The organism is Actinophytocola sp. (assembly GCF_035634895.1).
GTDB lineage: Bacteria > Actinomycetota > Actinomycetes > Mycobacteriales > Pseudonocardiaceae > Actinophytocola.
On sequence record NZ_DASQCC010000160.1, the window covers coordinates 1 to 22,546 of the forward strand.

Annotated in this window: 20 protein-coding genes; 8 read left to right on the plus strand and 12 right to left on the minus strand. The window is 70.8% G+C overall.

Annotation, left to right across the window (positions count from 1 at the left end; all coding sequences use genetic code 11):
* Positions 1-1,019 (plus strand): GH39 family glycosyl hydrolase (locus VET29_RS24050; RefSeq protein WP_414636587.1); only part of this gene is annotated, 1,019 nt, incomplete at its 5' end.
* A gap of 18 nt (positions 1,020-1,037) precedes the next feature.
* The gene (locus tag VET29_RS24055) at positions 1,038-2,573 is read left to right on the plus strand and encodes an alpha-amylase family glycosyl hydrolase (RefSeq protein ID WP_324924277.1); all 1,536 of its coding nucleotides are present in this window, start codon (positions 1,038-1,040) and stop codon (positions 2,571-2,573) included.
* 86 nt (positions 2,574-2,659) lie between these two features.
* Here the strand turns inward: VET29_RS24055 and VET29_RS24060 are convergent, their stop codons facing one another.
* The gene (locus VET29_RS24060; RefSeq protein WP_324924279.1) at positions 2,660-4,369 is read right to left on the minus strand and encodes a dihydroxy-acid dehydratase; all 1,710 of its coding nucleotides are present in this window, start codon (positions 4,367-4,369) and stop codon (positions 2,660-2,662) included.
* A gap of 232 nt (positions 4,370-4,601) precedes the next feature.
* Between VET29_RS24060 and VET29_RS24065 the strand changes: the two genes are divergently transcribed.
* Positions 4,602-4,823, plus strand: coding sequence for a hypothetical protein (locus VET29_RS24065; protein WP_414636588.1), 222 nt, complete (start codon positions 4,602-4,604; stop codon positions 4,821-4,823).
* 270 nt (positions 4,824-5,093) lie between these two features.
* Here VET29_RS24065 and VET29_RS24070 read toward each other — a convergent pair whose 3' ends face one another.
* From VET29_RS24070 to VET29_RS24120, 11 genes are all read right to left on the minus strand, one after another.
* The gene (locus tag VET29_RS24070; protein ID WP_324924283.1) at positions 5,094-7,157 is read right to left on the minus strand and encodes a putative bifunctional diguanylate cyclase/phosphodiesterase; all 2,064 of its coding nucleotides are present in this window, start codon (positions 7,155-7,157) and stop codon (positions 5,094-5,096) included.
* 283 nt (positions 7,158-7,440) lie between these two features.
* Positions 7,441-9,753, minus strand: coding sequence for a xanthine dehydrogenase subunit D (gene pucD / locus VET29_RS24075; protein ID WP_324924285.1), 2,313 nt, complete (start codon positions 9,751-9,753; stop codon positions 7,441-7,443).
* Positions 9,750-11,105 carry an 8-oxoguanine deaminase gene (locus VET29_RS24080; protein ID WP_324924287.1) on the minus strand — a complete coding sequence of 452 codons (1,356 nt, stop codon included), beginning with the start codon at positions 11,103-11,105 and terminating at the stop codon, positions 9,750-9,752. Before VET29_RS24080 ends, pucD begins: the two co-directional genes overlap by 4 nt.
* Complete coding sequence (locus VET29_RS24085; RefSeq protein ID WP_324924288.1) at positions 11,102-11,575, minus strand: (2Fe-2S)-binding protein; 474 nt, start codon at positions 11,573-11,575, stop codon at positions 11,102-11,104. Before VET29_RS24085 ends, VET29_RS24080 begins: the two co-directional genes overlap by 4 nt.
* Entirely contained in the window at positions 11,575-12,450 is an 876-nt protein-coding gene (locus tag VET29_RS24090) for a xanthine dehydrogenase family protein subunit M (RefSeq protein WP_324924289.1), read from the minus strand. The genes VET29_RS24085 and VET29_RS24090 overlap by 1 nt, the downstream gene beginning before the upstream one ends.
* A gap of 4 nt (positions 12,451-12,454) precedes the next feature.
* Positions 12,455-13,309 (minus strand): factor-independent urate hydroxylase, encoded by an 855-nt coding sequence (gene pucL / locus VET29_RS24095; protein ID WP_324924290.1) that lies wholly within the window; start codon positions 13,307-13,309, stop codon positions 12,455-12,457.
* Positions 13,310-13,312: 3 nt separating this feature from the next.
* A complete protein-coding gene (gene uraH / locus VET29_RS24100) occupies positions 13,313-13,609 on the minus strand; it encodes a hydroxyisourate hydrolase (RefSeq protein ID WP_324924291.1) in 297 nt (98 codons plus the stop codon).
* Positions 13,606-14,097, minus strand: a complete 492-nt coding sequence (gene uraD, locus VET29_RS24105) for a 2-oxo-4-hydroxy-4-carboxy-5-ureidoimidazoline decarboxylase (RefSeq protein WP_324924293.1) — start codon at positions 14,095-14,097, stop codon at positions 13,606-13,608. Before uraD ends, uraH begins: the two co-directional genes overlap by 4 nt.
* A gap of 569 nt (positions 14,098-14,666) precedes the next feature.
* Positions 14,667-15,050 carry a RidA family protein gene (locus VET29_RS24110; RefSeq protein WP_324924295.1) on the minus strand — a complete coding sequence of 128 codons (384 nt, stop codon included), beginning with the start codon at positions 15,048-15,050 and terminating at the stop codon, positions 14,667-14,669.
* The gene (locus VET29_RS24115) at positions 15,050-15,808 is read right to left on the minus strand and encodes an IclR family transcriptional regulator (RefSeq protein ID WP_324924297.1); all 759 of its coding nucleotides are present in this window, start codon (positions 15,806-15,808) and stop codon (positions 15,050-15,052) included. The genes VET29_RS24110 and VET29_RS24115 overlap by 1 nt, the downstream gene beginning before the upstream one ends.
* Before the next feature lie 205 nt (positions 15,809-16,013).
* Positions 16,014-16,943 (minus strand): sugar kinase, encoded by a 930-nt coding sequence (locus tag VET29_RS24120; RefSeq protein WP_324924299.1) that lies wholly within the window; start codon positions 16,941-16,943, stop codon positions 16,014-16,016.
* A gap of 137 nt (positions 16,944-17,080) precedes the next feature.
* Here VET29_RS24120 and VET29_RS24125 point away from each other — a divergent pair, with 137 nt between their 5' ends.
* From VET29_RS24125 to VET29_RS24145, 5 genes are read left to right on the plus strand one after another with little or no spacing between them, the layout of a single operon-like run.
* A complete protein-coding gene (locus VET29_RS24125) occupies positions 17,081-18,388 on the plus strand; it encodes an amino acid deaminase (protein ID WP_324924301.1) in 1,308 nt (435 codons plus the stop codon).
* 43 nt (positions 18,389-18,431) lie between these two features.
* Positions 18,432-20,015 carry a D-aminoacylase gene (locus VET29_RS24130; protein ID WP_324924303.1) on the plus strand — a complete coding sequence of 528 codons (1,584 nt, stop codon included), beginning with the start codon at positions 18,432-18,434 and terminating at the stop codon, positions 20,013-20,015.
* A 7-nt stretch (positions 20,016-20,022) separates the two neighbouring features.
* Positions 20,023-20,640 (plus strand): bifunctional 4-hydroxy-2-oxoglutarate aldolase/2-dehydro-3-deoxy-phosphogluconate aldolase, encoded by a 618-nt coding sequence (locus VET29_RS24135; RefSeq protein ID WP_324924305.1) that lies wholly within the window; start codon positions 20,023-20,025, stop codon positions 20,638-20,640.
* 10 nt (positions 20,641-20,650) lie between these two features.
* Positions 20,651-22,048 (plus strand): gluconate:H+ symporter, encoded by a 1,398-nt coding sequence (locus VET29_RS24140; RefSeq protein ID WP_324924307.1) that lies wholly within the window; start codon positions 20,651-20,653, stop codon positions 22,046-22,048.
* Between the two features lie 13 nt (positions 22,049-22,061).
* The gene (locus VET29_RS24145) at positions 22,062-22,460 is read left to right on the plus strand and encodes a DUF1707 domain-containing protein (RefSeq protein ID WP_324924309.1); all 399 of its coding nucleotides are present in this window, start codon (positions 22,062-22,064) and stop codon (positions 22,458-22,460) included.
* Positions 22,461-22,546 lie beyond the last annotated feature (86 nt).

Genomic DNA, 22,546 nt, shown 5'->3' on the forward strand with positions numbered 1-22,546 from the left:
CACACCGGCGGCACCGGTACGGCGCAGACGAGGTCGCGACCTGGGAGTTCGAGGTCTGGAACGAGGCCAACCTCGCGGTGTTCTGGAACGGCACCCAGGACGACTACCACCGCCTGTACGAGATCGCCGCCCGCGCGGTCAAGGCGGTCGACCCACGCATCCGGGTCGGCGGGCCGGCCTCCGCGGCGGCCGGCTGGGTCGGCGCGCTGCTGGACCACTGCCGCGAGCACGACGTGCCGATCGACTTCGTCTCCACGCACACCTACGGCAACGCCCCACTGGACCTGCGGCCGCTGACGAGCTCCTTCGCGGAGCTGACCGGCCGGCCGGCACCGGAGATCCTCTGGACCGAGTGGGGCGTCACGCCCACACACTTCCACCAGGTCAGCGACACGGTGTTCGCCGCGCCGTTCGTGTTGCGGGGCATGAAGAGCGCGCTCGAGTCGACCGACTGCCTCGCGTACTGGGTGTGCTCGGACCACTTCGAGGAGCTGGGCTGGCCACCCCGGTTGCTGCACGGCGGTTTCGGCCTGCTGACCGTCGGAAACCTGCGCAAGCCCCGGTTCTGGGCGCTGTACCTGCTGTCGCGGCTGGCCGGCGGCCGGGTGCCGGCGGAATGTGCCGGCGACGGCGGGAACTCACTGGTCGAGGCACTGGCCACGCGCGCCGGCGGGACCGTGGACGTGTTGGTGTGGAACGGAACGCTCGACCAGTCCAAGACGGACGGCGCGGCCGCGCTCGACCGCGACGTGACGGTCACGGTGAACGGTCTCGCGCCCGGCACGTACGCCGTGACCTCGACGCGGGTGGACGAGCACCACGCCAACATCGGCCGGGTGTGGCGCGAGCTCGGCGGCGAGGACTGGCCGGACGAGGAGCAGTGGATCACGTTGCGGGCCACCGACAGGCTGCCGATCGAGTACCTTGCGAAGGTGACGGTCGGCGACGAGGGCGTCGCCTCCGTCACCGTTGCGCTGCCCATGCCCGGGATCCGGTCGTTGCGGCTGACCCGGAGCTGACCGACGCGAGGAGTGTTCATGGCCATGCCAGCGTGGCTCGCCGACGCCGTGCTGTACCAGATCTACCCGCAGAGCTTCGCCGACAGCAACGGCGACGGCATCGGCGATCTGAACGGCATCGAGTCCAAACTGGACTATCTGGCGTGGCTGGGTGTGAACACGGTGTGGCTCAACCCGTGCTTCTCCTCGCCGATGCGCGACGCCGGCTACGACGTGGCCGACTACTACGCGATCGACCCGCGCTACGGCAGCCGCGACGACCTGGCCAAACTCGTGGACTCCGCGTCCCGCAAGGGAATCCGGGTGCTGCTCGACCTGGTCGCCGGGCACACGTCCGATCAGCACGAGTGGTTCGTCCGTTCGGCCGACGACCCGTCCGACGACCGCTACGTCTGGGCGGCGGAGCAGGCGCCGGGGTTCGAGCCGTCACCGGGCCGGCGGGAAGGCTTCTACCTGCCCAACTTCTTCCCCGTGCAGCCGGCGCTGAACTTCGGCTACGGGCGGATGAACGAGGCGGAACCGTGGCGCCAGCCCGTGGACGCGCCGGGACCGCGGGCGAACCGGCAGGCGCTGCGGGACATCATGGACTACTGGCTGCGCACGGGGGTCGCCGGTTTCCGGGTGGACATGGCGGCGTCGCTGGTGAAGGACGACCCCGGCAAGCTGGAGACCGGGGCCCTGTGGCGTGAGCTGCGTGGCTGGCTCGACCACGCGCACCCGAACGCCGCCCTGTTCAGCGAGTGGACACAGCCGGAAGTCTCGGTGCCGGCGGGGTTTCACGCGGACTTCTTCCTGCACTTCGGCGCCAGCCAGGCATTCCGGTCGCTGTTCCACAACGGCGCGGTGTACGACCCGACGTTCCGGCCGCGGCCGTGCTACTTCGACGCGGCCGGCGCGGGCTCGGTGTCGGAGTTCCTGGCGGAGTGGGCGACCGCGATGACCACGATCGGCGACAGCGGGTACATCGTCCTGCCGACGTCCAACCACGACTACCCGCGGCTCGTGGCGGCCGCACGGACGGCGGAGCAGGCACGCGCCGCGCTGACGTTCATCCTGACCTGGCCGACCCTCCCGGCGATCTACTACGGCGACGAGATCGGCATGCAGTACCAGCCGGGGTTGCCGGACCTGGAGGGCAGCGTGCTGCGGCTGGCGCACAAGGGCTGGAACCGCGCGGGGTCGCGAACGCCGATGCAGTGGGAGCGAACGGATCCCGAGGTCACCTACCTGCCACCGGACCCGTCGCCGACCCGCCCGAACGTGGCCGACCAGCGGTCCGACCCGGGGTCGACGCTGAGCCTCGTGAAGGAGCTCATCGCGCTGCGCAGGTCGAACCCGGAGCTGGGCACGACCGGTACCGTGCGGATCATCAATCCGGGCTACCCGTTCGTCTACCGCCGGGGCGACCGCTTCACGGTGGCGGTGAACCCGGCCTACCAGCCGGCACACACGGACATCCCGGTCACCGGCACCCGGGTGCTGGGTGAGGGCGTGGAGGTCCGCGACGGCGTGCTGTCCATGGCCGGGGAGAGCTACGCCGTCTTCGCGGACTGACCGTCGCGTTCACCGGCCGGTCGGCGATGTCGGGGGTCGACTGTTCCGAGAGCGCACGGGAGGTCGTCCGGGCGCTCACGGAACAGTCAGTGAGACTCGCGGGTGGGGGACGTGGTCGTGGCGCCGCGGAGGAAGTCGAGGTCGGCACCCTCGTCGGCCTGTAGTACGTGGTCCACGTACATCCGCTGCCAGCCACGGGTCGGGGTCGCGAACGCCTGGGCTGCGGCCTCGGCGACCGGGCGGGAGTCCAGGTCCGGGACCTCCACCTCCAGGCGGCGGTTGGGGACGTCCAGCAGGATCGGGTCGCCGGTGCGCACCCGGGCCAGCGGTCCGCCCGCCGCCGCCTCCGGGGCGGCGTGCAGCACCACCGTCCCGTACGCCGTGCCGCTCATCCTGGCGTCGCTGATGCGGACCATGTCCCGTACGCCCTTCGCCAGCAGCTTCGCCGGCAGCGGGAAGTTCCCGACCTCCGGCATCCCCGGGTAGCCCTTCGGACCGCAGCCACGCAGCACCAGCACCGAGTCCTCGTCCACCTCGACCGTGTCGATCGTCGCGTTCAGGTGCTCGATCGAGTCGAAGACGACCGCCCGGCCCCGGTGGGTCAGCAGCTCGGGGGTCGCCGCCGCCGGTTTGATCACCGCGCCCGACGGGGCCAGGTTGCCGCGCAGCACGGCGATGCCCGCCGACTCCTGCAGCGGCGCCGAGCGGGGGTGAATGACCGACTCGTCGTAGATGCGCGCGTCGGGCAGGTACGACGTCAGGGGCTGACCCGTCACCGTGATCGCCGACGGGGACAGCAGGTCCGACACCTCGTTCAGCACCGCCAGCAGCCCGCCCGCTCGGTGCAGGTCGTCCATCAGGTGCTTACCGGCCGGTTGGAGGTCCACCAGTAGAGGGACACCCGAACCGGTGCGATCGAAGTCGTCCAGTGACAGCTCCACGCCCAGCCGTCCGGCAATCGCCAGCAGGTGGACCACGGCGTTCGTCGAGCCGCCAATTGCCGCCAGCGCCACGATCGCGTTCAGGAACGACGCCCGGGTCAGCACCTCGCTCGGCCTGCGCTCCGCGTTCGCCATCGACACCGACAGGCGGCCCGACTGATGCGCCATCTCCAGCAGGCCGCTGTCCGGCGCCGGCGTACCGGCCAGGCCGGGGATCGTCATGCCCAGCGCCTCGGTCACGCACGCCATCGTCGACGCCGTCCCCATCGTGTTGCAGTGGCCGCGGCTGCGGATCATCGACGACTCCGAACGGATGAACTCCTCCCGCGACAGCTCGCCGGCCCGGACCTCCTCCGACAGCCGCCACACGTCCGTGCCACAGCCCAGGGGCTTGCCGCGGAAATGCCCGGTCAGCATGGGTCCGCCCGGCACGACCAGCGCCGGCAGGTCCACCGAGCAGGCCGCCATCAGCAGGGCGGGAATCGTCTTGTCGCACCCACCCAGCAGCACAACCCCGTCGATCGGGTTGGCACGCAGCATCTCCTCGGTCGCCATGGCCGCGAGGTTGCGGAACAGCATGGCCGTCGGCCGCAGCAGCGTCTCACCCAGCGACACGACCGGCAGGTGGAGGGGCACTCCGCCGGCGGCCCACACACCGTCGGCGACCGACTTCGAGACCTCCGTCAGGTGCGCGTTGCAGGGCGTCAGGTCCGAGGCGGTGTTGGCGATCGCGATGTGCGGCCGGCCGTCAAACGCCTCCCTCGGCAGGCCCCTGCGCATCCAGGCGCGGTGGATGTAGGCGTTCCGGTCGTCCCCGGCGTACCACTGCTGACTGCGGCGCTGCGACTCAGACATGATCGAACCGTACCGCCGGCCACCGCCCTTTTGGGAAGTGTGCGTATCTGACTGGACGCGGGGCACTCCTTGTTGGTAACACTCGGTAAGAAAGTTCGATGAAACCAATGAGGTCCGGCGAGCATCCAACGAATTGTCGGCACCGAGTGATACACATACTCCACAGGCACACAACAAACCGGGGAACATCATGTCCGCGCTACCAGAAGGTCTGAACCACAGGGCCCTGTCCATGCTCAGAGCGGTCGTCGCCGGCCGCGCGCAGCTGCGCTGCTCCAGCGAGCCTGACCTGTTCATCGACGGGGTGCCCTGCTGTGACCAGTACTTGGCGCACACACTCGCACACGACGGGTTCATCGAGCCGGCGCACCAGGGGGCCGTCGGCACGCTCGTTCCCGCCGCACTGACCGACGCCGGAGTGGCCGCACTGGCCCCCGCGCCGGCCGCCGCCTGATTTTGACCACCCCAATTGCCAGATCAACTGGGAAAACGGCAAAAACTCTCGCGGTAATCACTCCACCACGCTTAGCCGACCTGTTTAGCCCCGTTAACCAACCGGCATTTGCCACCCGCGAGTCCCGCGTTCAAACCTAGCGAGTCCCGCGTTCGCACACCCCGAGTTGCGGTTTCGTGCAGATCGTGGGCTGGGCCGTGTGCACGAAACCGCAACTCACTGTGTTTGAACGCGGGACTCGGTGTGTTTGAACGCGGGACTCGCGAGGGGTCAGGTTAGGGCGCTTGCTGGGCCCGGGGTGCCGGTGTAGCCGCCGAGGATGGTGTCGACGCCGACCTCGCACCACCAGTCGAACTGTTCCCTGGTGTCGATGTCGCCGACGATGACCGGGGTGCCGTCGCCGCGGACCAGGGGGACCAGGTCGCGGATGGTGCGGGTGAAGAGGGTCTCGTCGCTGCTGCGGTTGGCGATGCGGCTGACCACCCGGGTCGACATCTTGACCGTGTGGATCGGCAGGTCCTCCAGGCACGCGAGGTCACCGCTCGTCGTGCCGAACTCGTACAGCACGACGGAGTGCCCGAGGTCGACCAGCACCTCGAGGTTGTCCTCGGCCATCCCGTCCGGCAGGCACAGCGCCTGGACCGGCATGCCGAGCCGCAGGTCCTTCGGCGCCAGCCCGGCGTCGGACAGCACGGCCTGGACCGTCGCCACCAGGTCCTGGTCGCCGGCCAGCTCCTTGGGCAGCTCGACGTAGAGCACCGGGCGGCCGGGCAGCGACTTCAGCTCCTCGCAGGCACGCGACAGCATCCACCGGCCGATCGGCAGCGCCAGCCCGGTCTCCGCGAGCGCCTGGAGGCACCGTTCGTGGTCGAGTGAGCCGTCGGCGTGGTTCCACCGCAACAACGCCTGCACGGCAACGACGTTCCGCTCCGGAATGGACACCAGCGGCTGGTACTCCAGCTCGATCTCGCCGCTCTCCCAGGCACCAGGCATGGTGCTCGCGAGGCTGAGCCGGTCGCGGTCGGAGGCGTTCTGCTGCTCGTCGACCATGCCCCACTGCCGACGCCCGCCCGCCTTCAGCCGGCGCAGCGTGATGTCCGTGGCACGCAACAGCTCCTCGGGCGTCGCGTCCGGCTTCGGGTCGTGCAGCACGGCGATCGTCGCGGTGGCGGCCACCCCCTGGTCACCGACGAACACCGGCTCGGCCAGCTCGTCGTTGATCCGCATCGCCATGACCGTGCCCGCCGGCGTGCTGGCCTGGTGCTCGATCAGGACGCCGAACTCGTCGCCGTCGAAGCGCGCGACGGTGGCCTTCTCCTCGGCGAACATGTCGTTGAGCCGCAGGGCGACGGTCTGCAGGAGCCGGTCGCCGACCTCCCGGCCGATGCCGTCGTTCACCGCGTGGAACCCGTCGAGATCGAGGTGGAGGATCGTCAGCTCCTCGGCGGCGTTCTTGCCCGACAGCGCCTCTTCGAGCCGACCCTCGAACCGCTGCCGGTTCGGTAAGCCGGTCAGCGCGTCGGTGATCGACTGGAACCGCAGCTGGCTCTCGAGGAAGTGCCGCTCCGACACGTCCTCCACGGTCGTGACGTAGTACTGCGGCGTGCCGCCCGGGTCACGCAGCACCGACGCCGACAGGAAGACCAGCGCCTCCTCGCCGTCGCTCTTGCGCAGGCTGCGGCGCTCACGGAACGGCGGCGTGCCCTCCTCGTTCAGCACCTGGTACCGCAGGCGCAGGTAGTCGAGGTCGTCCGCGCGGAAGATGTCGTCGAGCCTCGTGACGCCGAGCTTGCCGCCCTTGTACTCCAGGATGTTCGCGAGCGCGCGGTTGCTGCGGAGGACCTCGAAGTCGAGGTCGGTGATCGCCATGCCGACGCTGGAGGCGGAGAAGATCTCCTCGAAGCGCGCCTCGCTGTCCCGCAGTGCGCGCTCGGCGTTCTCGCGGGAGCGGATCAGCGCGAGCGTCAGCGCCTCCTGCTCCTCGGACAGCCGCTGGCGCATCGCCTCGGCGAACCCCTTGGCCAGGGCACTGAACACGAGCACGAGCCGGGTGGGCAGCCCCTGGAGGTCCGCGACCCCGGACAGCTTCGGCATCCCCGCACCCAGTACCTTGATCGACGATTCCACACACTCGGGGCTGGTCAAACCGAGGTCCACCAACCGTTCCGCGACAGCCGTGACCAGCATGTCGTCGAATGGGTCCGCACACATGGCGTCGGCGATGCCGTCGAGAGCCTTGGTCAGCCCGCTCTCGACCTCCTCGCGCGCCCGCGCGATGTAGATGACCTGTTCAAGCGCCCCCGCCCACTCCCGCGCCAGCTCAGGTCGATCCACCGGAGCCATCCAGTGGCCAAGTCATGGTTGTCCTTCTCCGGTCAGCGGGTTGTGACACTACCAGTGAATGCGCAACCCCTCTGCACCCGAACGGGGTCCAGTCACCGACGTTGGAGACACCCTACGTGTCATCGTGTAGGCCATTCAGGTGAACTACGTTCAGTAACAATCATTCGTGAGGGTAGGGCACACACAGAAAGCGACTACGCTCCGGCAATGCCGGTCGGTAACTGCAACATTACTGACTACCAGGTCCGACTGGAGAGCACTACCATGCAGTTCGTCACGCTCCGACAGGTTTTTGTGGGAGAACCGGCCCGACGAGGTGCTCCGGCCGGACCGGAACCCTGGTGAGCGCCACCCCGGCCGCCGCGCGGATGGCCGCCACGATCGCCGGCGTCGCGGACAGGGTCGGCGGCTCGCCGACACCACGCAACCCGTACGGCGCGTGCGGGTCCGCGCGCTCCAGCACGTCGATCGACATCGGCGGCATGTCCAGCACGGTCGGGATGAGGTAGTCGGTGAACGACGGGTTGCGCACGACGCCGTCGACGACCTGGATCTCCTCCATCACCGCGAGGCCGAGGCCCTGAGCCGAGCCGCCCTGGATCTGGCCGATCACCGCGTCGGGGTTCATGGCCTTGCCGACGTCCTGCGCGCACGCCAGCTCCACGACCCGCACGAGCCCCAGCTCGACGTCCACGTCGACCACGGCCCGGTGCGCCGCGAACGCGTACTGCACGTGGGCGAAACCCTGACCGCGCACCGGATCCAGTGGCGAGGTCGCGCGGTGCCGCCACTCGACGGTCCGCTCGACCGCCTCGTCGCCGAGCACCTCGGCGAGGTCCGCGAGCACCTCGTTCGACGCGGACACGACCTTCCCGCCCGCCAGCCCGGCACCGGCCAACCCCTGCTTCGCCGCGAGTTCCAGCACGGCCGTGCGCACCTCCTCGCACGCGGCCTTGACCGCGCCGCCCGTGACGTAGCTCTGCCGGGACGCCGAGCTGGAGCCGGCGCTGCCGACGAACGTGTTGGACGGCTGGATCTGCACCCGCTGCACGCCGAGCTCGGTCCTGGCGATCTGCGCCTGGAGGGTCACGAGCCCCTGGCCGACCTCGGCGGCGGCCGTGTGCACGGACACGACCGGCTCGCCCGCGATCACCTCGAGCCGGACGCGGGCGGTCGAGTAGTCGTCGAACCCTTCGGAGAAGCCGACGTTCTTGATGCCGACGCCGTAGCCGACGCCACGCACGACGCCCTCGCCGTGGGTGGTGTTGGCGACGCCGCCGGGCAGCTCCCGCAGGTCCCGCGGTCCGGTCGGCTCGGCCGGCAACGGCTTGTCCCGCACGCGTTCCAGCAGCTCCGCGACCGGCGCGGGCGAGTCGATGACCTGACCGGTCGGCATGCGGGTGCCGCGCTCGGCGGCGTTGCGGACGCGGAGGTCCACCGGGTCCATGCCCAGTGCCGCGGCCAGCTTGTCCATCTGTGACTCGTAGGCGAAGCATGCCTGTACGGCGCCGAACCCCCGCATGGCACCGCACGGCGGGTTGTTCGTGTACACGCCGTAGGAGTCGATGTGCACGTTCGGCACCCGGTACGGGCCGGCGCCGAGCGTCGCGGCGTTGCTGGTGACGGCCGAGGTCGTCGAGGCGTACGCGCCGCCGTCGAGGATCAGCGACGCCCTGATGTAGACGAGGTCGCCGTCGCGGGTGGCGCCGTGCTCGTACCGCATCCGCGCCGGGTGCCGGTGCACGTGGCCGAAGAACGACTCCTCCCGGCCGTAGACGATCTTGACCGGCTTGCGGGTGCGCAGCGCCAGCATGCAGGCGTGCACCTGCATCGACAGGTCCTCGCGGGCACCGAACGCGCCGCCGACGCCGGCGAGGTGCAGGCGCACCTTGTCGTGGTCGAGGCCGAGCGCCCCCGCGACCTGCCGCTGGTCGGCGTGCAGCCACTGCGTCGCGATGTACAGGTCGACGCCGCCGTCCTCGGCCGGCACGGCGAGCCCGGACTCCGGGCCGAGGAACGCCTGGTCCTGCATGCCCACCGTGTACTCGCCGGTCACCACGACGTCCGCGACCGGGTTCTCCTCGCCCGCGCGGATCGGGCAGTGGCGGACGATGTTGCTCCCGTGCGGCGGGTGGAGGACCGGCGCGTCCGGTCCCATGGCCGCCTCGGCGTCGGTGACCGGGGTGTGGATCTCGTAGTCGACGGCGATGCGCGCGGCGGCGCGGCGGGCGGTCTCCGGGTGGTCGGCGGCGACGATCGCGACCGGCTCGCCCTGGTAGCGCACGACGTCGACGGCGAGGACGGGCTGGTCGGCGTGTTCGAGGCCGTAGAGGTTGTCGCCGGGCACGTCCTCGTGGGTGAGCACCGCGTACACGCCGGGGAGCTTGAGCGCCTCGGTGAGGTCGACCCCCTTGATGCGGGCGTACGGGTGCGGGCTGCGGAGGGTGGCGCCCCACAGCATGTCGTCGGCCCACAGGTCCGAGGAGAAGGCGAACTCGCCGCGGGTCTTCTGGGCGCCGTCCGGTCTCAGCGGGCTCTCACCGACGCCGCCCGTGACGTTGGTGACCAGCGGTTGGGTCGTGGTCATCGCTTCTCCGCGAGCTGCCTCGACGCGGTGCGCAGGGCGACCGCGGCGTCGGCCTCGTCGACCGTCACCATCCGGTCCTCCTCGACCACGGGATTGCCGCCCACCAGCAGGAGTCTCAGCGGCGGGAGCGCGCCGAACACCAGCGCCACCACGGGATCCGCGATGCCCGCGTGGTCGAGGGTGTCCAGCCGCCACACCGCGAGGTCGGCCTGCTTGCCGGGTTCGATCGAGCCGATCTCCCCCTCGCGACCCAGGCAGCGAGCGCCGCCGATGGTCGCGAGCCACAGCCCGTCGCGGGCGGAGGCCGAGTGCGGGCCCTTGTTCTGGCGGGCGAAGTAGACCGCCTGCCGCAGCTCGACACCGAGCCCACCGTCCTCATTGGACGCCGCGCCGTCGACGCCGAGGCCGACGGGTGAGCCGGCGTGCACGAGGTCCCGCACCCGCGCGAAGCCCGAGCCCAGGCGGCCGTTGGAGGTGGGGCAGTGCGCGACGCCGGTGCCGGTCTCGCCCAGCCGTTTGACGGCGTCGTCGGAGAAGTGGATGCCGTGCGCGAACCACACGTCGTCGCCGAGCCAGCCGAGCCGGTCCGCGAGCTCCGCCGGGGTGCAGCCGTACTCGGCGAGGCACTGGCGTTCCTCGTCGAGGGTCTCGGCGAGGTGGGTGTGGAGGCGGACTCCCTTGTCCCGCGCCAGGTTCGCGGCCTCACGCATGAGGTCGTCGCTGACGGAGAACGGCGAGCACGGGGCGACGGCGATCCTGACCATCGCCTCCGGCGACGAGTCGTGATAGCGGTCGACGGCCTCCGCCGTGCCGGCGAGTGCGCCGTCGGTCGTCTCGACGATGTTGTCGGGCGGCAGGCCGCCGTGCGACTCGCCGCGATCCATCGAGCCCCGCGCGGCGTGCAGGCGGACACCGACCCGGCGGGCGGCCTCGACGGTCGCGCCGAACACGTCGCCACCGTCGCGCGGGAAGACGTAGTGGTGGTCGGCGGCGGTGGTGCAGCCGGTGCGCGCGAGGCGAGTGAGGCCGGCGACCGCGGCGGCGTTGGTGATCCGCTCGTCGATGCCGGCCCACACCGGGTACAGCTCGACGAGCCACTCGAACAGTGTCGACTGCTGGCCGTAGCCGCGGGTCGCCCACTGGTAGAGGTGGTGGTGGGTGTTCACGAACCCCGGCGTGACAAGGCATCCGGTCGCGTCGACGCGCCGGTCGGCCGGCCCGTCTGACGCCTTCCCCTCACCGACGGCCTCGATGACGTTGCCGTTGACCACCACATGGCCGGCGGTGTACTCGGTGCCGGCCTCCTCGCCGTCGACCGTCGCGATGGCCGCGTTCTCGATGACGATCCTCACGCCTGCTCCTTCACCTTGCCGGCCGCCAGCCGCACCGCGTCGAGGATCTTCTCGTAACCGGTGCAGCGGCACAGGTTCCCGGCGAGCGCCTCCCGGATCTCCGCGTCGCTCGCGCCCGGATGGCGGTTGACGAGGTCGTGGGCGGCGACCACGAGACCCGGGGTGCAGAATCCACATTGGACAGCGCCGGTGCGGACGAACGCCTCCTGGACCGGATCCAGCTCGTCCCCGGTCGACAGTCCCTCGACGGTCGTGACGGACCGGCCCTCGGCCTGGCCCGCGGCCACCAGGCACGCGCACACCGGCGTGCCGTCGAGGTAGACCGTGCAGGACCCGCATTCGCCTTGCTCACAGGCGTTCTTGGCGCCCGGTAGGCCGAGCCGCTCACGCAGCACGTACAGCAGGCTCTCGCCCGGCCATACGTCGTCCGCGGTCCGCTGCTCGCCGTTGACCTCCACGTTGACGCGCATCAGTCCCCTTCCTCGTGGATCGAGCCGTCGGACACAGACCGCCATGCCCAGCCGAGGGTGCGGCCGGCCAGCACGGACAGCGCGTGCCGGCGGTAGTCCGCGCTGCCACGAACGTCGTCGATCGGCCGCGCGGCGGCGGCGACCAGCCGGCCGAACTCGCGGGAGACCTCGTCCGGCAACGGATCCCGCGACTCCCACGGCAGCTCGGCGGCGGCGAGCCGCTCGGCCTCCGGTGCGCGCAGCGGCATGGGCCCCGCGGACCCGATGCCCGTGCCGACGGTCCTGGCGGCCAGGTCGATCGACACCGCGAACGAGCACACGGCGATGACCATGGCGTTGCGGGTGCCGACCTTGGCGAACTGCTGCGGCCCGCTCCGGACCGGCACGGTCACCGCGGTGATCAGCTCGTCGGGTTCGAGCACGGATCGCTTGGGCCCCTGGTAGAACTCCCGCACGGGGATCGTTCGCGTGCCACGGACGGACGCCACCTCGACGTCCGCCGTGGTGGCGAGTAATGGCGGATGCGCGTCGCCCGCGGGGGAAGCGGAGCCGAGGTTGCCGCCCACGCTGCCCCGGTTGCGGATCTGCGGTGAGCCGACGGTGCGTGCCGCCATCGCCAGCCCAGGCAGGGTTTCCGCGAGCTCGGTGACGATTCGCGTGTACGGCACCGCCGCGCCGAGCCTGACGCGCCCGTCAGTCCGGCTCCATTCGGCGAGCTCGGCGAGGCGGCCCAGGTCCAGCAGCGCGGGTGGGCGGCGCGCGTCGAAGTTCAGCTCCACCATGACGTCCGTGCCGCCGGCGATGGGCACGGCATCGGGGTGCTCGGCCTTCAGCGCCAGCGCTTCGTCCACAGTGGACGGTCGGAGGAAGTCCACTCGATCACCACCACGCCAGACCCGGGTCCGGTGCGCCGTCCCGGACGACCGTGCCCTCGATGAGCCCGTACGGCCGGTCGGCGGCGAAGAAGACCTCGCCGGGGTTGTCCAGCTCGAACGGCGACAGGTCGACGAGGAAGTGGTGCCTGTTGGGCAGCGACAGCCGAACCTCGACCAGCTCCTCCCGGTGCCGTAGCACCTGCTCTCCCATGGCGTAGAGGGTTTGCTGCAGTGACAGGGAATGCGTGCCGGCGAACGCCTCGAGGAGGCGGCTGGTGGCCGCCTCGTGCGACGCGCGCCAGTCGTCGTTCACCGCGCGCCCGTGGCGCCACCGCGCGGAGACGGCGGTCGCGAGGATGCGGTCGTTCGTCTCCGGGAGCGTCGTGTACCCGTCCTTGTGGAACCCGTGGAACTCCGAGCCGGTGGTGTTCATGACGACCAGGTCGTCGACCCCGGACACGACGGTCGCCGCCGTGCCGTCGTAGGTCACCGACGCGGTGCGCGCCCCGGAGCGGTGGACGAACGAGTGGTGACCGAACCGTTCCCAGCTGTACTGCTCGATCCGCACCCGGGCACGGCGGATGGTCGGCGTGGTGTCGACGAAGTGTTTCGCGAGCCGCGCCGCGAAGTCCTCGATCTCCCCGACTCCGTCGCGGGCGAAGGCGTAGACCGTGTTCTTCTGGGTGTCGGTCGGGAGCACGCCGGAGTTGTCGCCGGTGAGGTGCGTCGCGGCGAGGTCACCGGACAGGGTGGTGGTGACGTTGAGGTCGGTGATCGCGTGGCCCGCTTCGCCCCGGTCCACCCGGACGAGGCGGGTTTCCGCCTTGCCGTACTGGTTGTCGCCGAGCCTGATGTCCATGGGTCAACTCCCCCGGTAGGTCGAGTAGCCGTACGGGCTGATGAGCAGCGGCACGTGGTAGTGACTGTCGTCGGTGACCCGGAAGGCGACGGCGACCTCGGGGTAGAACTCCCCCGCGACGTCGAAGACGAGCCGGTACACACCGGGCTCGACGGTGTCCCAACCACTGACCCGGCCGTCGTCGTCGGTGTGACCTTCCGCGATCGTGCGCCATCCGTCGTCGTGCAGCTCGAGGCGCACGCGGACGCCCGTGGCCGGCCGCCCCTCGCTCGTGTCGAGCACGTGGGTGGACAGGCTCATCCGTACGCCTTTCCCAGCCGCAGGTCGACGATCTTCCGCATTTCTTCACGGACCACGTCGCGCTCGGCCGCCGGATCGTTGCCGAGCCGGCCGTGGAGGGCCGCGAGCATGTCCGGCCCGGACAACCCGGTGGCACAGATGAGGAAGACGTACCCGAAGCGCTCCTCGTACCGCCGGTTCCCCGCCACGAGGTCCTCGCCCGGGGTCGCACCGGCCTGCTCGCCCCGCGACCAGCCGGCCTCGGTCGACGTGCCGTCGGCACGTTCCCCGATGCGCGGGTGGGCGGCGAGCGCCTGCTCGACGTCGGCCCAGGTCAGCGCCCGGAGCACCTGCTCGGAGACACTCCGGAGCTGGGCGAGGTCGTGGTAGGGGCGCCGGGCGAGGATCTCGTCGGCCCAGCGGCGCGAGGCGCAGCAGGCCAGCAGGTCACGCTCGGCCGCGGCCGGCTCCTGGACGTTCAGCCGGTCGAGGGGCGAATGGTCGGACATCCTCGGAACTGTACTGATCCAAGGCCACGCTCGCCCCACTTCACACACCACTGAAACCCGGTCGGTGACGACTCGCGTCCGGCCCCTCAACGGCTGCCTGGCCGAACTTTCATGATCAACGGCAGCCGGTCTTCGTGAGCCCGTTGGCCCGTGGTGCTGTGACTCTGCCGAGGCCCTGGCCCGAAGCCAGTGGGGCCGCGTGCCATTCCGCCAGCGGGCCCGGCTGACGTTCTGCCGGTGGGGCCCAGCCTGCCGTTCTGCCGGCCGGGGCGGCGGGGCCTGCGAAGTCCGTGGTCAGCGAGGGCTGTGGATAGCTTTCGTCCAGACGGGCCGGGCGAAGGGGGCACTCGCGTCTCTCGGGGCCTCGTCAGGCGCAGCCATCTCATCCCGGGAAGCGGCGGAGCCGCTTCCCGGGAGACCGCGCGGGCTGTGGACAACTCCGCCGGCGACGCCCAGCCGATCCCGGAGTGCCCGTTCCCGAGCCCGCCCGCAGGGCGCTTCCCGAGCCCGCAGGGCCGTTCCGGAGGCCCGTTCCGCAGGGCCCGTTCCGGAGGCCCGTTCCGGAGGCCTCAGTCCAGCACGGCCAGGGCGTCGATCTCCACCAGGAGGCCTTCCGGCAGACCCACGTACACCGTGGTGCGGGCCGGGAAGGACTCCTCGAAGAACTCGCGGTAGGCGTCGTTCATCTCACCGAAGTGGGCCACGTCCGTGAGGTAGACGCGGCACATCACCACGTCCTCCAGGGTGGCGCCGCCGGCTTCCAGGACACCCTTGACGTTGCGCATGACCTGGCGGGTCTGCTCGGTCACGTCGTTCGCGCCGACGCGCTCGTTGGTCGTCGGGTCGACGGCGATCTGGCCTGCCACCTGCAGGATGTTGCCCTTTCGGATGCCGTGTGTCAGCGGCACCGTCGGGATCTTCGTGCCCTCCGGGTGGATCGCGACCTTCGCCATCAGTTGCTCCTTCCGAAACCGGTGAAACCGCACTCGGCGGACGCCTGTGCGGACGCGTCGAGCAGTGTGGGCACCAGCGCGAGCAGGCCGTCCAGGTCGAGCAGCACCTGCGGCACGGACAGCGACATCGCCGCCACCACCACTCCGCGCGCGTCCCGGACGGGCGCGGCGACGCAGTGGATGTGCTCCTCGTGCTCCTCGCTGTCGACGGCATACCCGCGCTCGGCCACCCGCGCCAGCTCCGCCAGGTACTCGCGTGGCGTGGTGATCGTGTTCGGCGTCATCTTCTCGTACGTGATCGACCGGGCGACAGCGTCCCGCTGATCCTGGGGCATCGCCGCGACCAACACCTTCGCCACGGCCGTGCAGTGCAGTGGCGCGCGCCGGCCGATCCGCGAGTACATCCGCACGTTGTGCCGGCTCTCGTACTTGTCGATGTAGATCACCTCGCCGTCCTCGTACGAGGCGAGGTGCACGGTGTGCCCGGTCTCCGCGTTCAGCGCCCGCAGCGCCGGCTCGACGCTGCGGCGCACGTCCCGCTCGTCCAGTGCCTGGAACGCCAGCTCGAACAGCGACGTGCCGAGCCGGTAGTACCGCACGCCGCTGCGCTGCACGAACCGGTGCGACTCCAGCGTCCGCAGCAGGCGCAGCACGGTCGACTTGTGCACCGACACCCGTTCGGCCAGCTGGTCGAGGGTGCGTGGTCCGTTCGCCAGCTCGTTCAGCAGCACGAGTGCACGATCCAGGCTCTGGCTCACGACTCCCCCTCGCCAGGTCTGCCCGACCTCTCGCCCGGCCCGCACGACCCACCGCGAGTCCTGCCCGACCTCTCGCCGGGACCGCCCGACCCCTCACCCTGCCTGCCCGACGATCTTCCCATGGCAACGAGCGAACCGTCCTCTTTGCTCCCGCGGTCCGCACGAAAGTCCCATTCGTACGGACCGACGGTGGGATTCGCTTCGGTCACGGGTGGTCTCCGGTCACGGTGGCGGCCGCCCACTCGGCCTCCGAGGCGTCCAGCATCCTCGACACGAACTCCGCCGGTAGCGACGGCCCCACGTCGTGGTGGGTGAGCAGTGACGACGCGGCCCTCAGGTGTCCGCACCGCAACCGCCGCCGGGGTGTCCAGCCCGAGAGGGTGCCGAAGATGAACCCGGCGGCGAACGCGTCGCCCGCGCCGACCGGCTCGACCACGTCGACCCTCAGCGCCGGCTGGAACACCGGCGGCGACGTCCCTTCGAACACGGTCGCGCCCCGCTCGCCCTGCTTGACCACGAGGGTGGGAGTCTCCGGCAGGAACTCACGGATCGCGCCGGGCTCGCCGAGACCCCACATGAGCTCCGCCTCGTCGGACCCGACGAACACGATGTCCGCGACGGCCGCCAGGTCCCGCAGGACCGCCGGGTCGCGGTCCGCCCAGAGCCGGGGCCGCCAGTTGAGGTCGAACGACAGCGTGAACGTGCGCGGCGCCGCGGCCAGCGCCCGCATCATCTCGAGGCAGCTGTCCGACAACGCGGGCGTGATCCCGCTGGTGTGCACGACCCGCACGCCGTCGAGCGGCAGCGTGCCGAGCAGCGCGGGCCCCATGCCGGACGCCGCGGAACCACGCCGGTAGTAGCGCACGGGGCTGCCGGACGCGTCGCTTTCCTTGATGTACAGCCCGGTCGGCCGGAGCGGGTCCACCTGGACGCCGGACACGTCGACGCCGAACGAGGCGACGGCCGACACCAGCGCGCGGCCGAACGCGTCGTCCCCGACGGCACTCACCCAGGCGGTCCGCAGGCCGAGCACCGCGAGATGACTGGCCACATTGGACTCCGCGCCGCCGACCGTCCGCGTCCACGTGACGACCTCTTCCGCTGGTCCGGGCTCCGCGGGCACGAAGAGCGTCATGGTCTCCCCAAGGCAGAGCACGTCGACTGAACCCACCGGCCACCCTTTCGTGCCGTTGACTGGTCAGGCAGGGAAATGCTACACAACTCCGTGTCAGATGGCGCAATAGCCGTTGCAAATTACGCAATGGAGTGGACATGGCAGAGATCACGCCGGGGCGGCTGAGCCAGCCGGCGCTCGACGCACTCCTCGACGAGCCGCTGACCTGGCGGTTGAAGGGCCTGCCCGACTCGGTGCAGGGTCTGTCCATCCGGGATGTTCAGGGCCGCGGCCTCAACCTCTTCCGCGACGGCTTCCTCCCGCCCGTCACCGTCCTCGACGAGGCCGCGCTCACGCACAACCTCACCACGATGGCCGACCTCTGCGCCAGGCACGGCTTCGCGCACGCCCCGCACGGCAAGACCACGATGGCGCCGCAGCTGTACGCCAAGCACTTCGCGCACGGCGCATGGGGCCTGACCACCGCCAACGCCAGCCAGCTCCGGATCTACCGGGCCTTCGGCGTCAACCGGATCATGGTCGCCAACGAGCTGGTCGACGCGGCCGCGTTGCGGTGGCTCGCCGGCGAGCTCGACCGCGAGCCCGGCCTCGAGCTCACGTGCTGGGTGGACAGCGTCCGCGGTGTCGAGCTGATGACCGACGCGTTGCGTGCCGCAGGTGGCGGACGACCCCTCGACGTGCTGATCGACGTGGGCGCACCCGGCGGCCGAACCGGTGTCCGGGACGCCGCCACGGCACTGGCGGTCGCCGAGGCGGTGGCCGCGAGCCCGGTGCTGCGGCTGACCGGCGTGGCGGGCTACGAGGGCGCGGTGGCGGACGACACCTCGGCCGAGGGACTCGGGGCGGCGCACGACTTCCTGTCGGGGCTTCGCGCGCTCACGCTCGACCTCGCCGGACGCGGGCACTTCGATGGTCTGGACCAGGTCATCGTGACGGCCGGCGGCAGCGAGTTCTTCGACCAGGTCGTCGAGGTGCTCGGCGAGCCGTGGCCGATGCCGGTGCTGCCGGTGCTGCGCAGCGGCGCGTACGTGACCCACGACGAAGGGCTCTACGAGCGCACGTCGCCGATCGGGGCGCATCCCCGGCTCGGCGGGCCACAGCTGCGGCCGGCGGTCCGCGCGTGGGCGCAGGTGATGTCCAAACCGGAGCCGCGGCTCGCGTTCGTCACCGCGGGCAAGCGTGACCTGCCGTACGACATCGACCTGCCGGTGCCCGTGCAACGCCGGGCCGGCGAAGAGACCACCCCGCTCACCGGCTGCGTCGTCACCAAGATCAACGACCAGCACGGGTTCGTCGCCCTCGGCGCGGACGACGCGCTGGAGGTCGGTGACTGGGTCGGCCTCGGCCTCTCCCATCCGTGCACGACGTTCGACAAGGTCCCGATCCTCCCGGTCGTCGGCGCGGACGGCGAGACCGTGGTCGACCTGATCAGGACCTTCTTCTGATGCGCGGGGTCTGCCGGCGCCACGGAACGGGCGGGGAGACGGCATGGCGGGCGTGACCTTCCGCGGCGCGACCGTGGTGGACGGCACGGGCGCACCGGCCCGCCGCGCCGACGTGTCCGTCCATGATGGACGGATCAGCGCGATCGGCGCCGGCACGTCCGGGCGGGTGATCGACGCGGACGGGCTCGTGCTGGCGCCCGGGTTCATCGACATGCACTCGCACTCGGACCTGCAGATCCTCGCGAACCCCGAGCATCTGGCCAAGGTCTCGCAGGGCGTGACGCTGGAGGTGCTCGGGCAGGACGGCCTGTCGTACGCGCCGGTCGACGACGAGACGCTCGCCGGGCTGCGTACGCAGCTCGCCGGCTGGAACGACGACCCGCCGGGCTTCGACTGGAGCTGGCGCAGTGTCGGGGAGTACCTGGACCGGCTGGACCGGGGCATCGCGGTGAACGCGGCGTACCTGGTGCCGCAGGGCACGGTGCGGATGCTGGCCGTGGGCTGGGCGTCCCGCCCGGCCACACCGTCCGAAATGGACAGTATGCGGTCGCTGGTGGCCACGGGGCTGGCCGAGGGCGCCGTGGGCATGTCCTCCGGCCTGACCTACACGCCGGGCATGTACGCGACCACCGAGGAGCTCGTCGCGTTGTGCGAGGTGGTCGGCGCCGGCGGCGGGTACTACAGCCCGCACCACCGCAGCTACGGCGCCGGCGCGCTGGCGGCGTACGCGGAGATGGTCGACGTCTCGCGCCGCTCCGGCTGCCCGCTGCACCTCGCACACGCCACGATGAACTTCCCGGTCAACGAGGGCCGGGCGGGTGAGCTGCTGTCGTTGCTGGACGACGCGGTCGCGGACGGCTGCGACATCTCGCTGGACACCTACCCGTACCTGCCGGGCGCGACCTACCTGTCCGCGCTGCTGCCGAGCTGGTCGACCGAGGGCGGGCTCGACGCGACGCTGGCCCGGCTGTCCGATGTGGACACGAGGGAGCGAATCCGGGCGGACCTCGAGGAACACGGCTCGGACGGCTGCCACGGTGTGCCGGTGGACTGGACGTCCATCGAGATCAACGGTGTGCGCGACCAGAAGCACACGCACCTGGTGGGCCACAGCGTGGCGGAGTCCGCGCGCACGGCCGGCCGGCCACCGGCGGAGCTGTACTTCGACGTGCTGGTCGAGGAGAAGCTCGGCACGTCCTGCCTCATGCACGTCGGCCACGAGGACAACGTGCGGACGATCATGCGTCACCCCACGCACACCGGTGGCAGCGACGGACTCCTGGTCGGTGAGCGGCCGCATCCCCGTGCGTGGGGCACGTTCCCGCGTTACCTCGGGCGGTACGTGCGGGAGCTGGGCGTGCTCAGCCTTGAGGAGTGCGTCGCCCACCTGACCGGCCGGGCCGCGAAACGGCTGCGGTTGACCGACCGTGGCCTGGTCCGCGAGGGTTACGCCGCCGACCTCGTGCTGTTCGATCCGTCCACCGTCGCCGACACCGCGACGTTCGACGAGCCACGCCAGCCGGCGTCCGGGATCCCGCACGTGCTGGTGAACGGCGTGCCCGTGATCGAGGACGGCCGGCACACCGGTGCGCTCGCCGGTCACTCCATCCGCAACCGGGAAGCCTGAGACGGACATGGACCTGCTTGCCGAACTGTCGACGCGCCGCGCGCTGTGCATCATCCGGGCACCGGCGATCCCCGACCCGGTCGGCCTGGCCAGGACGCTGGTGGAGGCGGGCATTCCCATTGTCGAGTTCGCGCTGACCACACCGGACGCGCCGCGGCTCATGGAGCAGGCGGCCAGGGTGGACGGACTGATCCTGGGCGCCGGCACGGTGATGTCGGCGCAGGACGCCCGCGACTGCGTCAACGCGGGCGCGACGTTCATGCTCACGCCGGGAATCCGCCCGGACGTGGCGGAAGAGGCCGTGCGCCAACGGGTCCCGCTGATACTGGGCGCGATGACCCCGACCGAGGTGGCCACGGCGGTCGACCTCGGCGCCACGGCGGTGAAGGTGTTCCCCGCGGCCAGGCTCGGGCCGGCGTACTTCGCCGACCTGCACGGCCCGTACCCGGACACGCCCCTGGTGGCCACCGGTGGCCTGAACGCGGAGAACGCGGCCGCCTTCCTGGCGGGCGGCGCCATCGCCGTGACCGCGGGAAGTGGCGTGGTGGGGCCGAAACTGGCCGCGGAGTCACGGTTCGACGAGATCTCGCAACGAGCGAAAGAGTTCCTTGCCGCACTAGCCTAACGAGGTTGTCATGTCGGGGTTCATCAACTGGTTACAACACTCGACGCCGGGGTTGTTGCTGCTCGCCATCGTGGGCATCGCGCTTCTCCTGCTGATGATCATAAAATGGAAGGTCGAGCCATTCATCGCGTTGCTGGTGATCGGGCTCCTGACCGCGCTCGCCTCCGGCGTGCCGGTGCTGACGCTCGTCGGCTCGGCGCAGAAACCCGGCGAGTCGTTGCTGGAGACGGGATTTGGCGGCATCCTGGGTCACATCACCGCGATCATCGGCCTCGGCACGATGCTCGGTGCGATCCTCGAGGCCTCGGGCGGCGCACAGGTGCTGACCCGGTCCCTGCTCCGCGCACTCGGTGAGAACAGGGCACCGCTCGCCATGGGGCTCGCCGGTCTCATCTTCGGCGTCCCGGTGTTCTTCGACGTCGGCATCTTCGTGCTCGCGCCGCTCGTCTACGTCGCCGCGAAGCAGGGTGGCCGGTCGATCCTGTTGTACTGCCTGCCTTTGCTCGCCGGCCTCTCGGTCACCCACGCGTTCCTGCCGCCGCACCCCGGGCCCGTCGCGGCCGCCGGCCTGCTCGGTGTCGACCTGGGCTGGCTCATCCTGATGGGCGCGGCGTGCGCGATCCCCGCGTGGTTCGTCGGCGGCGTGCTGTTCTCGTCGTGGATCGGCAAGCGGATCGACATCCCGGTGCCGGAGGAGATGCTGGCGGCGGCGGAGTCCGAGAAGCACGACCGCGGCGAACCCAGCCTGGGTCTGGTGATCGGGATCATCGCGGTGCCGCTGGTGCTGATCCTCGCCGGCACGTTCGGCAGCATCTGGCTGCCGAAGGGCTCGACCGTCGCCGGGATCGCGAGCTTCATCGGCACCCCGGCCGTCGCGCTCACGGTCGCGGTGCTGCTGGCGTTCTGGCTCCTCGGCTACCGGCGCGGAATGACCAGGGCACAGGCGGCCGAGCTCGGCACCAGGTCACTGCGTCCCGTCGGCATGATCCTGCTGGTCGTCGGCGCGGGTGCGTTCTACGGCGCGGTGCTCAAGGCGACCGGCATCGGCAGCGCCATCGCCGGGACGCTGCACGACGCCGGTCTTCCGGTGATCTTCGCGGCGTACGTCATCGCCTGCGGCCTGCGCATCGCACAGGGCTCCGCGACGGCGGCGATCGCGGCGAGCGCGGCCATCATCGGTCCGACCATCAAGGACGTCGGCTACTCGCAACCACAGCTCGCACTCCTGGTGGCGGCCATCTGTGCCGGGTCGATCATCGCCTCGCACGTCAACGACGGCGGGTTCTGGATCGTGTCGCGGTACTTCGGCATCTCGGTCAAGGACACGCTGAAGACGTGGACGCTGCTGGAGACCATTCTGTCCGTCGTCGGTTTCGCGGTCGCGGCGCTACTCATGGCGGTGATCTGACAGACTGGCCACCATGTCGCCGGAGGAAGCGGAGGACGAGGACGCCGCGTGGGCGGACAGCGCCGACCGGAAGATCGCGATCCGGGCGCTGGCCGAGCACCGCGCGGAGGAGCACCTGTCCTCGGCCGAGCACGACCGGCGCCGAGAGCTGGCACAGAATGCGCGGACGGTCGGTGAACTGCGTGCGCTCTTCACCGACCTGCCCGCGCCGCACCCCCTGCTGGGCGAGGCGATCATGGGCGGACCGGCATGGGTCGCGCAGGCGGCCCGTGCCGGCGGTGGCGCCGGACTGCTGCTGATCACCGGCGGCATCATCGTGGTCGCGGCCATCCTCGCGGGCTGGTGGATCCCCGCGGTCATCTTCGCCTGCCTGCTCGCCGTGGCGGCCATCTTCGCCTCCGCCACGCGCTGACCGGACCGCGGCCCCGCTTCACACGAGGAACCTGGCAAGCCCCAATGGTTTGGACCCTTGTGCAGCGGAGTAGCGGCCGCTTAGCA

Excerpts from the sequence above, each read along its gene's own strand:
- VET29_RS24065 (WP_414636588.1), top strand. The coding sequence starts at position 4,602 with ATGCTCAGAGCGGTCGTCGCCGGCCGCGCGCAGCTGCGCTGCTCCAGC.
- VET29_RS24110 (WP_324924295.1), bottom strand. The coding sequence starts at position 15,050 with ATGGCGAAGGTCGCGATCCACCCGGAGGGCACGAAGATCCCGACGGTG.
- VET29_RS24125 (WP_324924301.1), top strand. The coding sequence starts at position 17,081 with ATGGCAGAGATCACGCCGGGGCGGCTGAGCCAGCCGGCGCTCGACGCA.
- VET29_RS24140 (WP_324924307.1), top strand. The coding sequence starts at position 20,651 with ATGTCGGGGTTCATCAACTGGTTACAACACTCGACGCCGGGGTTGTTG.
- VET29_RS24120 (WP_324924299.1), bottom strand. The coding sequence starts at position 16,943 with ATGACGCTCTTCGTGCCCGCGGAGCCCGGACCAGCGGAAGAGGTCGTC.
- VET29_RS24055 (WP_324924277.1), top strand. The coding sequence starts at position 1,038 with ATGGCCATGCCAGCGTGGCTCGCCGACGCCGTGCTGTACCAGATCTAC.
- VET29_RS24145 (WP_324924309.1), top strand. The coding sequence starts at position 22,062 with ATGTCGCCGGAGGAAGCGGAGGACGAGGACGCCGCGTGGGCGGACAGC.
- VET29_RS24135 (WP_324924305.1), top strand. The coding sequence starts at position 20,023 with ATGGACCTGCTTGCCGAACTGTCGACGCGCCGCGCGCTGTGCATCATC.
- VET29_RS24060 (WP_324924279.1), bottom strand. The coding sequence starts at position 4,369 with ATGTCTGAGTCGCAGCGCCGCAGTCAGCAGTGGTACGCCGGGGACGAC.
- VET29_RS24130 (WP_324924303.1), top strand. The coding sequence starts at position 18,432 with ATGGCGGGCGTGACCTTCCGCGGCGCGACCGTGGTGGACGGCACGGGC.
- VET29_RS24085 (WP_324924288.1), bottom strand. The coding sequence starts at position 11,575 with ATGCGCGTCAACGTGGAGGTCAACGGCGAGCAGCGGACCGCGGACGAC.
- uraD (WP_324924293.1), bottom strand. The coding sequence starts at position 14,097 with ATGTCCGACCATTCGCCCCTCGACCGGCTGAACGTCCAGGAGCCGGCC.
- uraH (WP_324924291.1), bottom strand. The coding sequence starts at position 13,609 with ATGAGCCTGTCCACCCACGTGCTCGACACGAGCGAGGGGCGGCCGGCC.
- pucD (WP_324924285.1), bottom strand. The coding sequence starts at position 9,753 with ATGACCACGACCCAACCGCTGGTCACCAACGTCACGGGCGGCGTCGGT.
- pucL (WP_324924290.1), bottom strand. The coding sequence starts at position 13,309 with ATGGACATCAGGCTCGGCGACAACCAGTACGGCAAGGCGGAAACCCGC.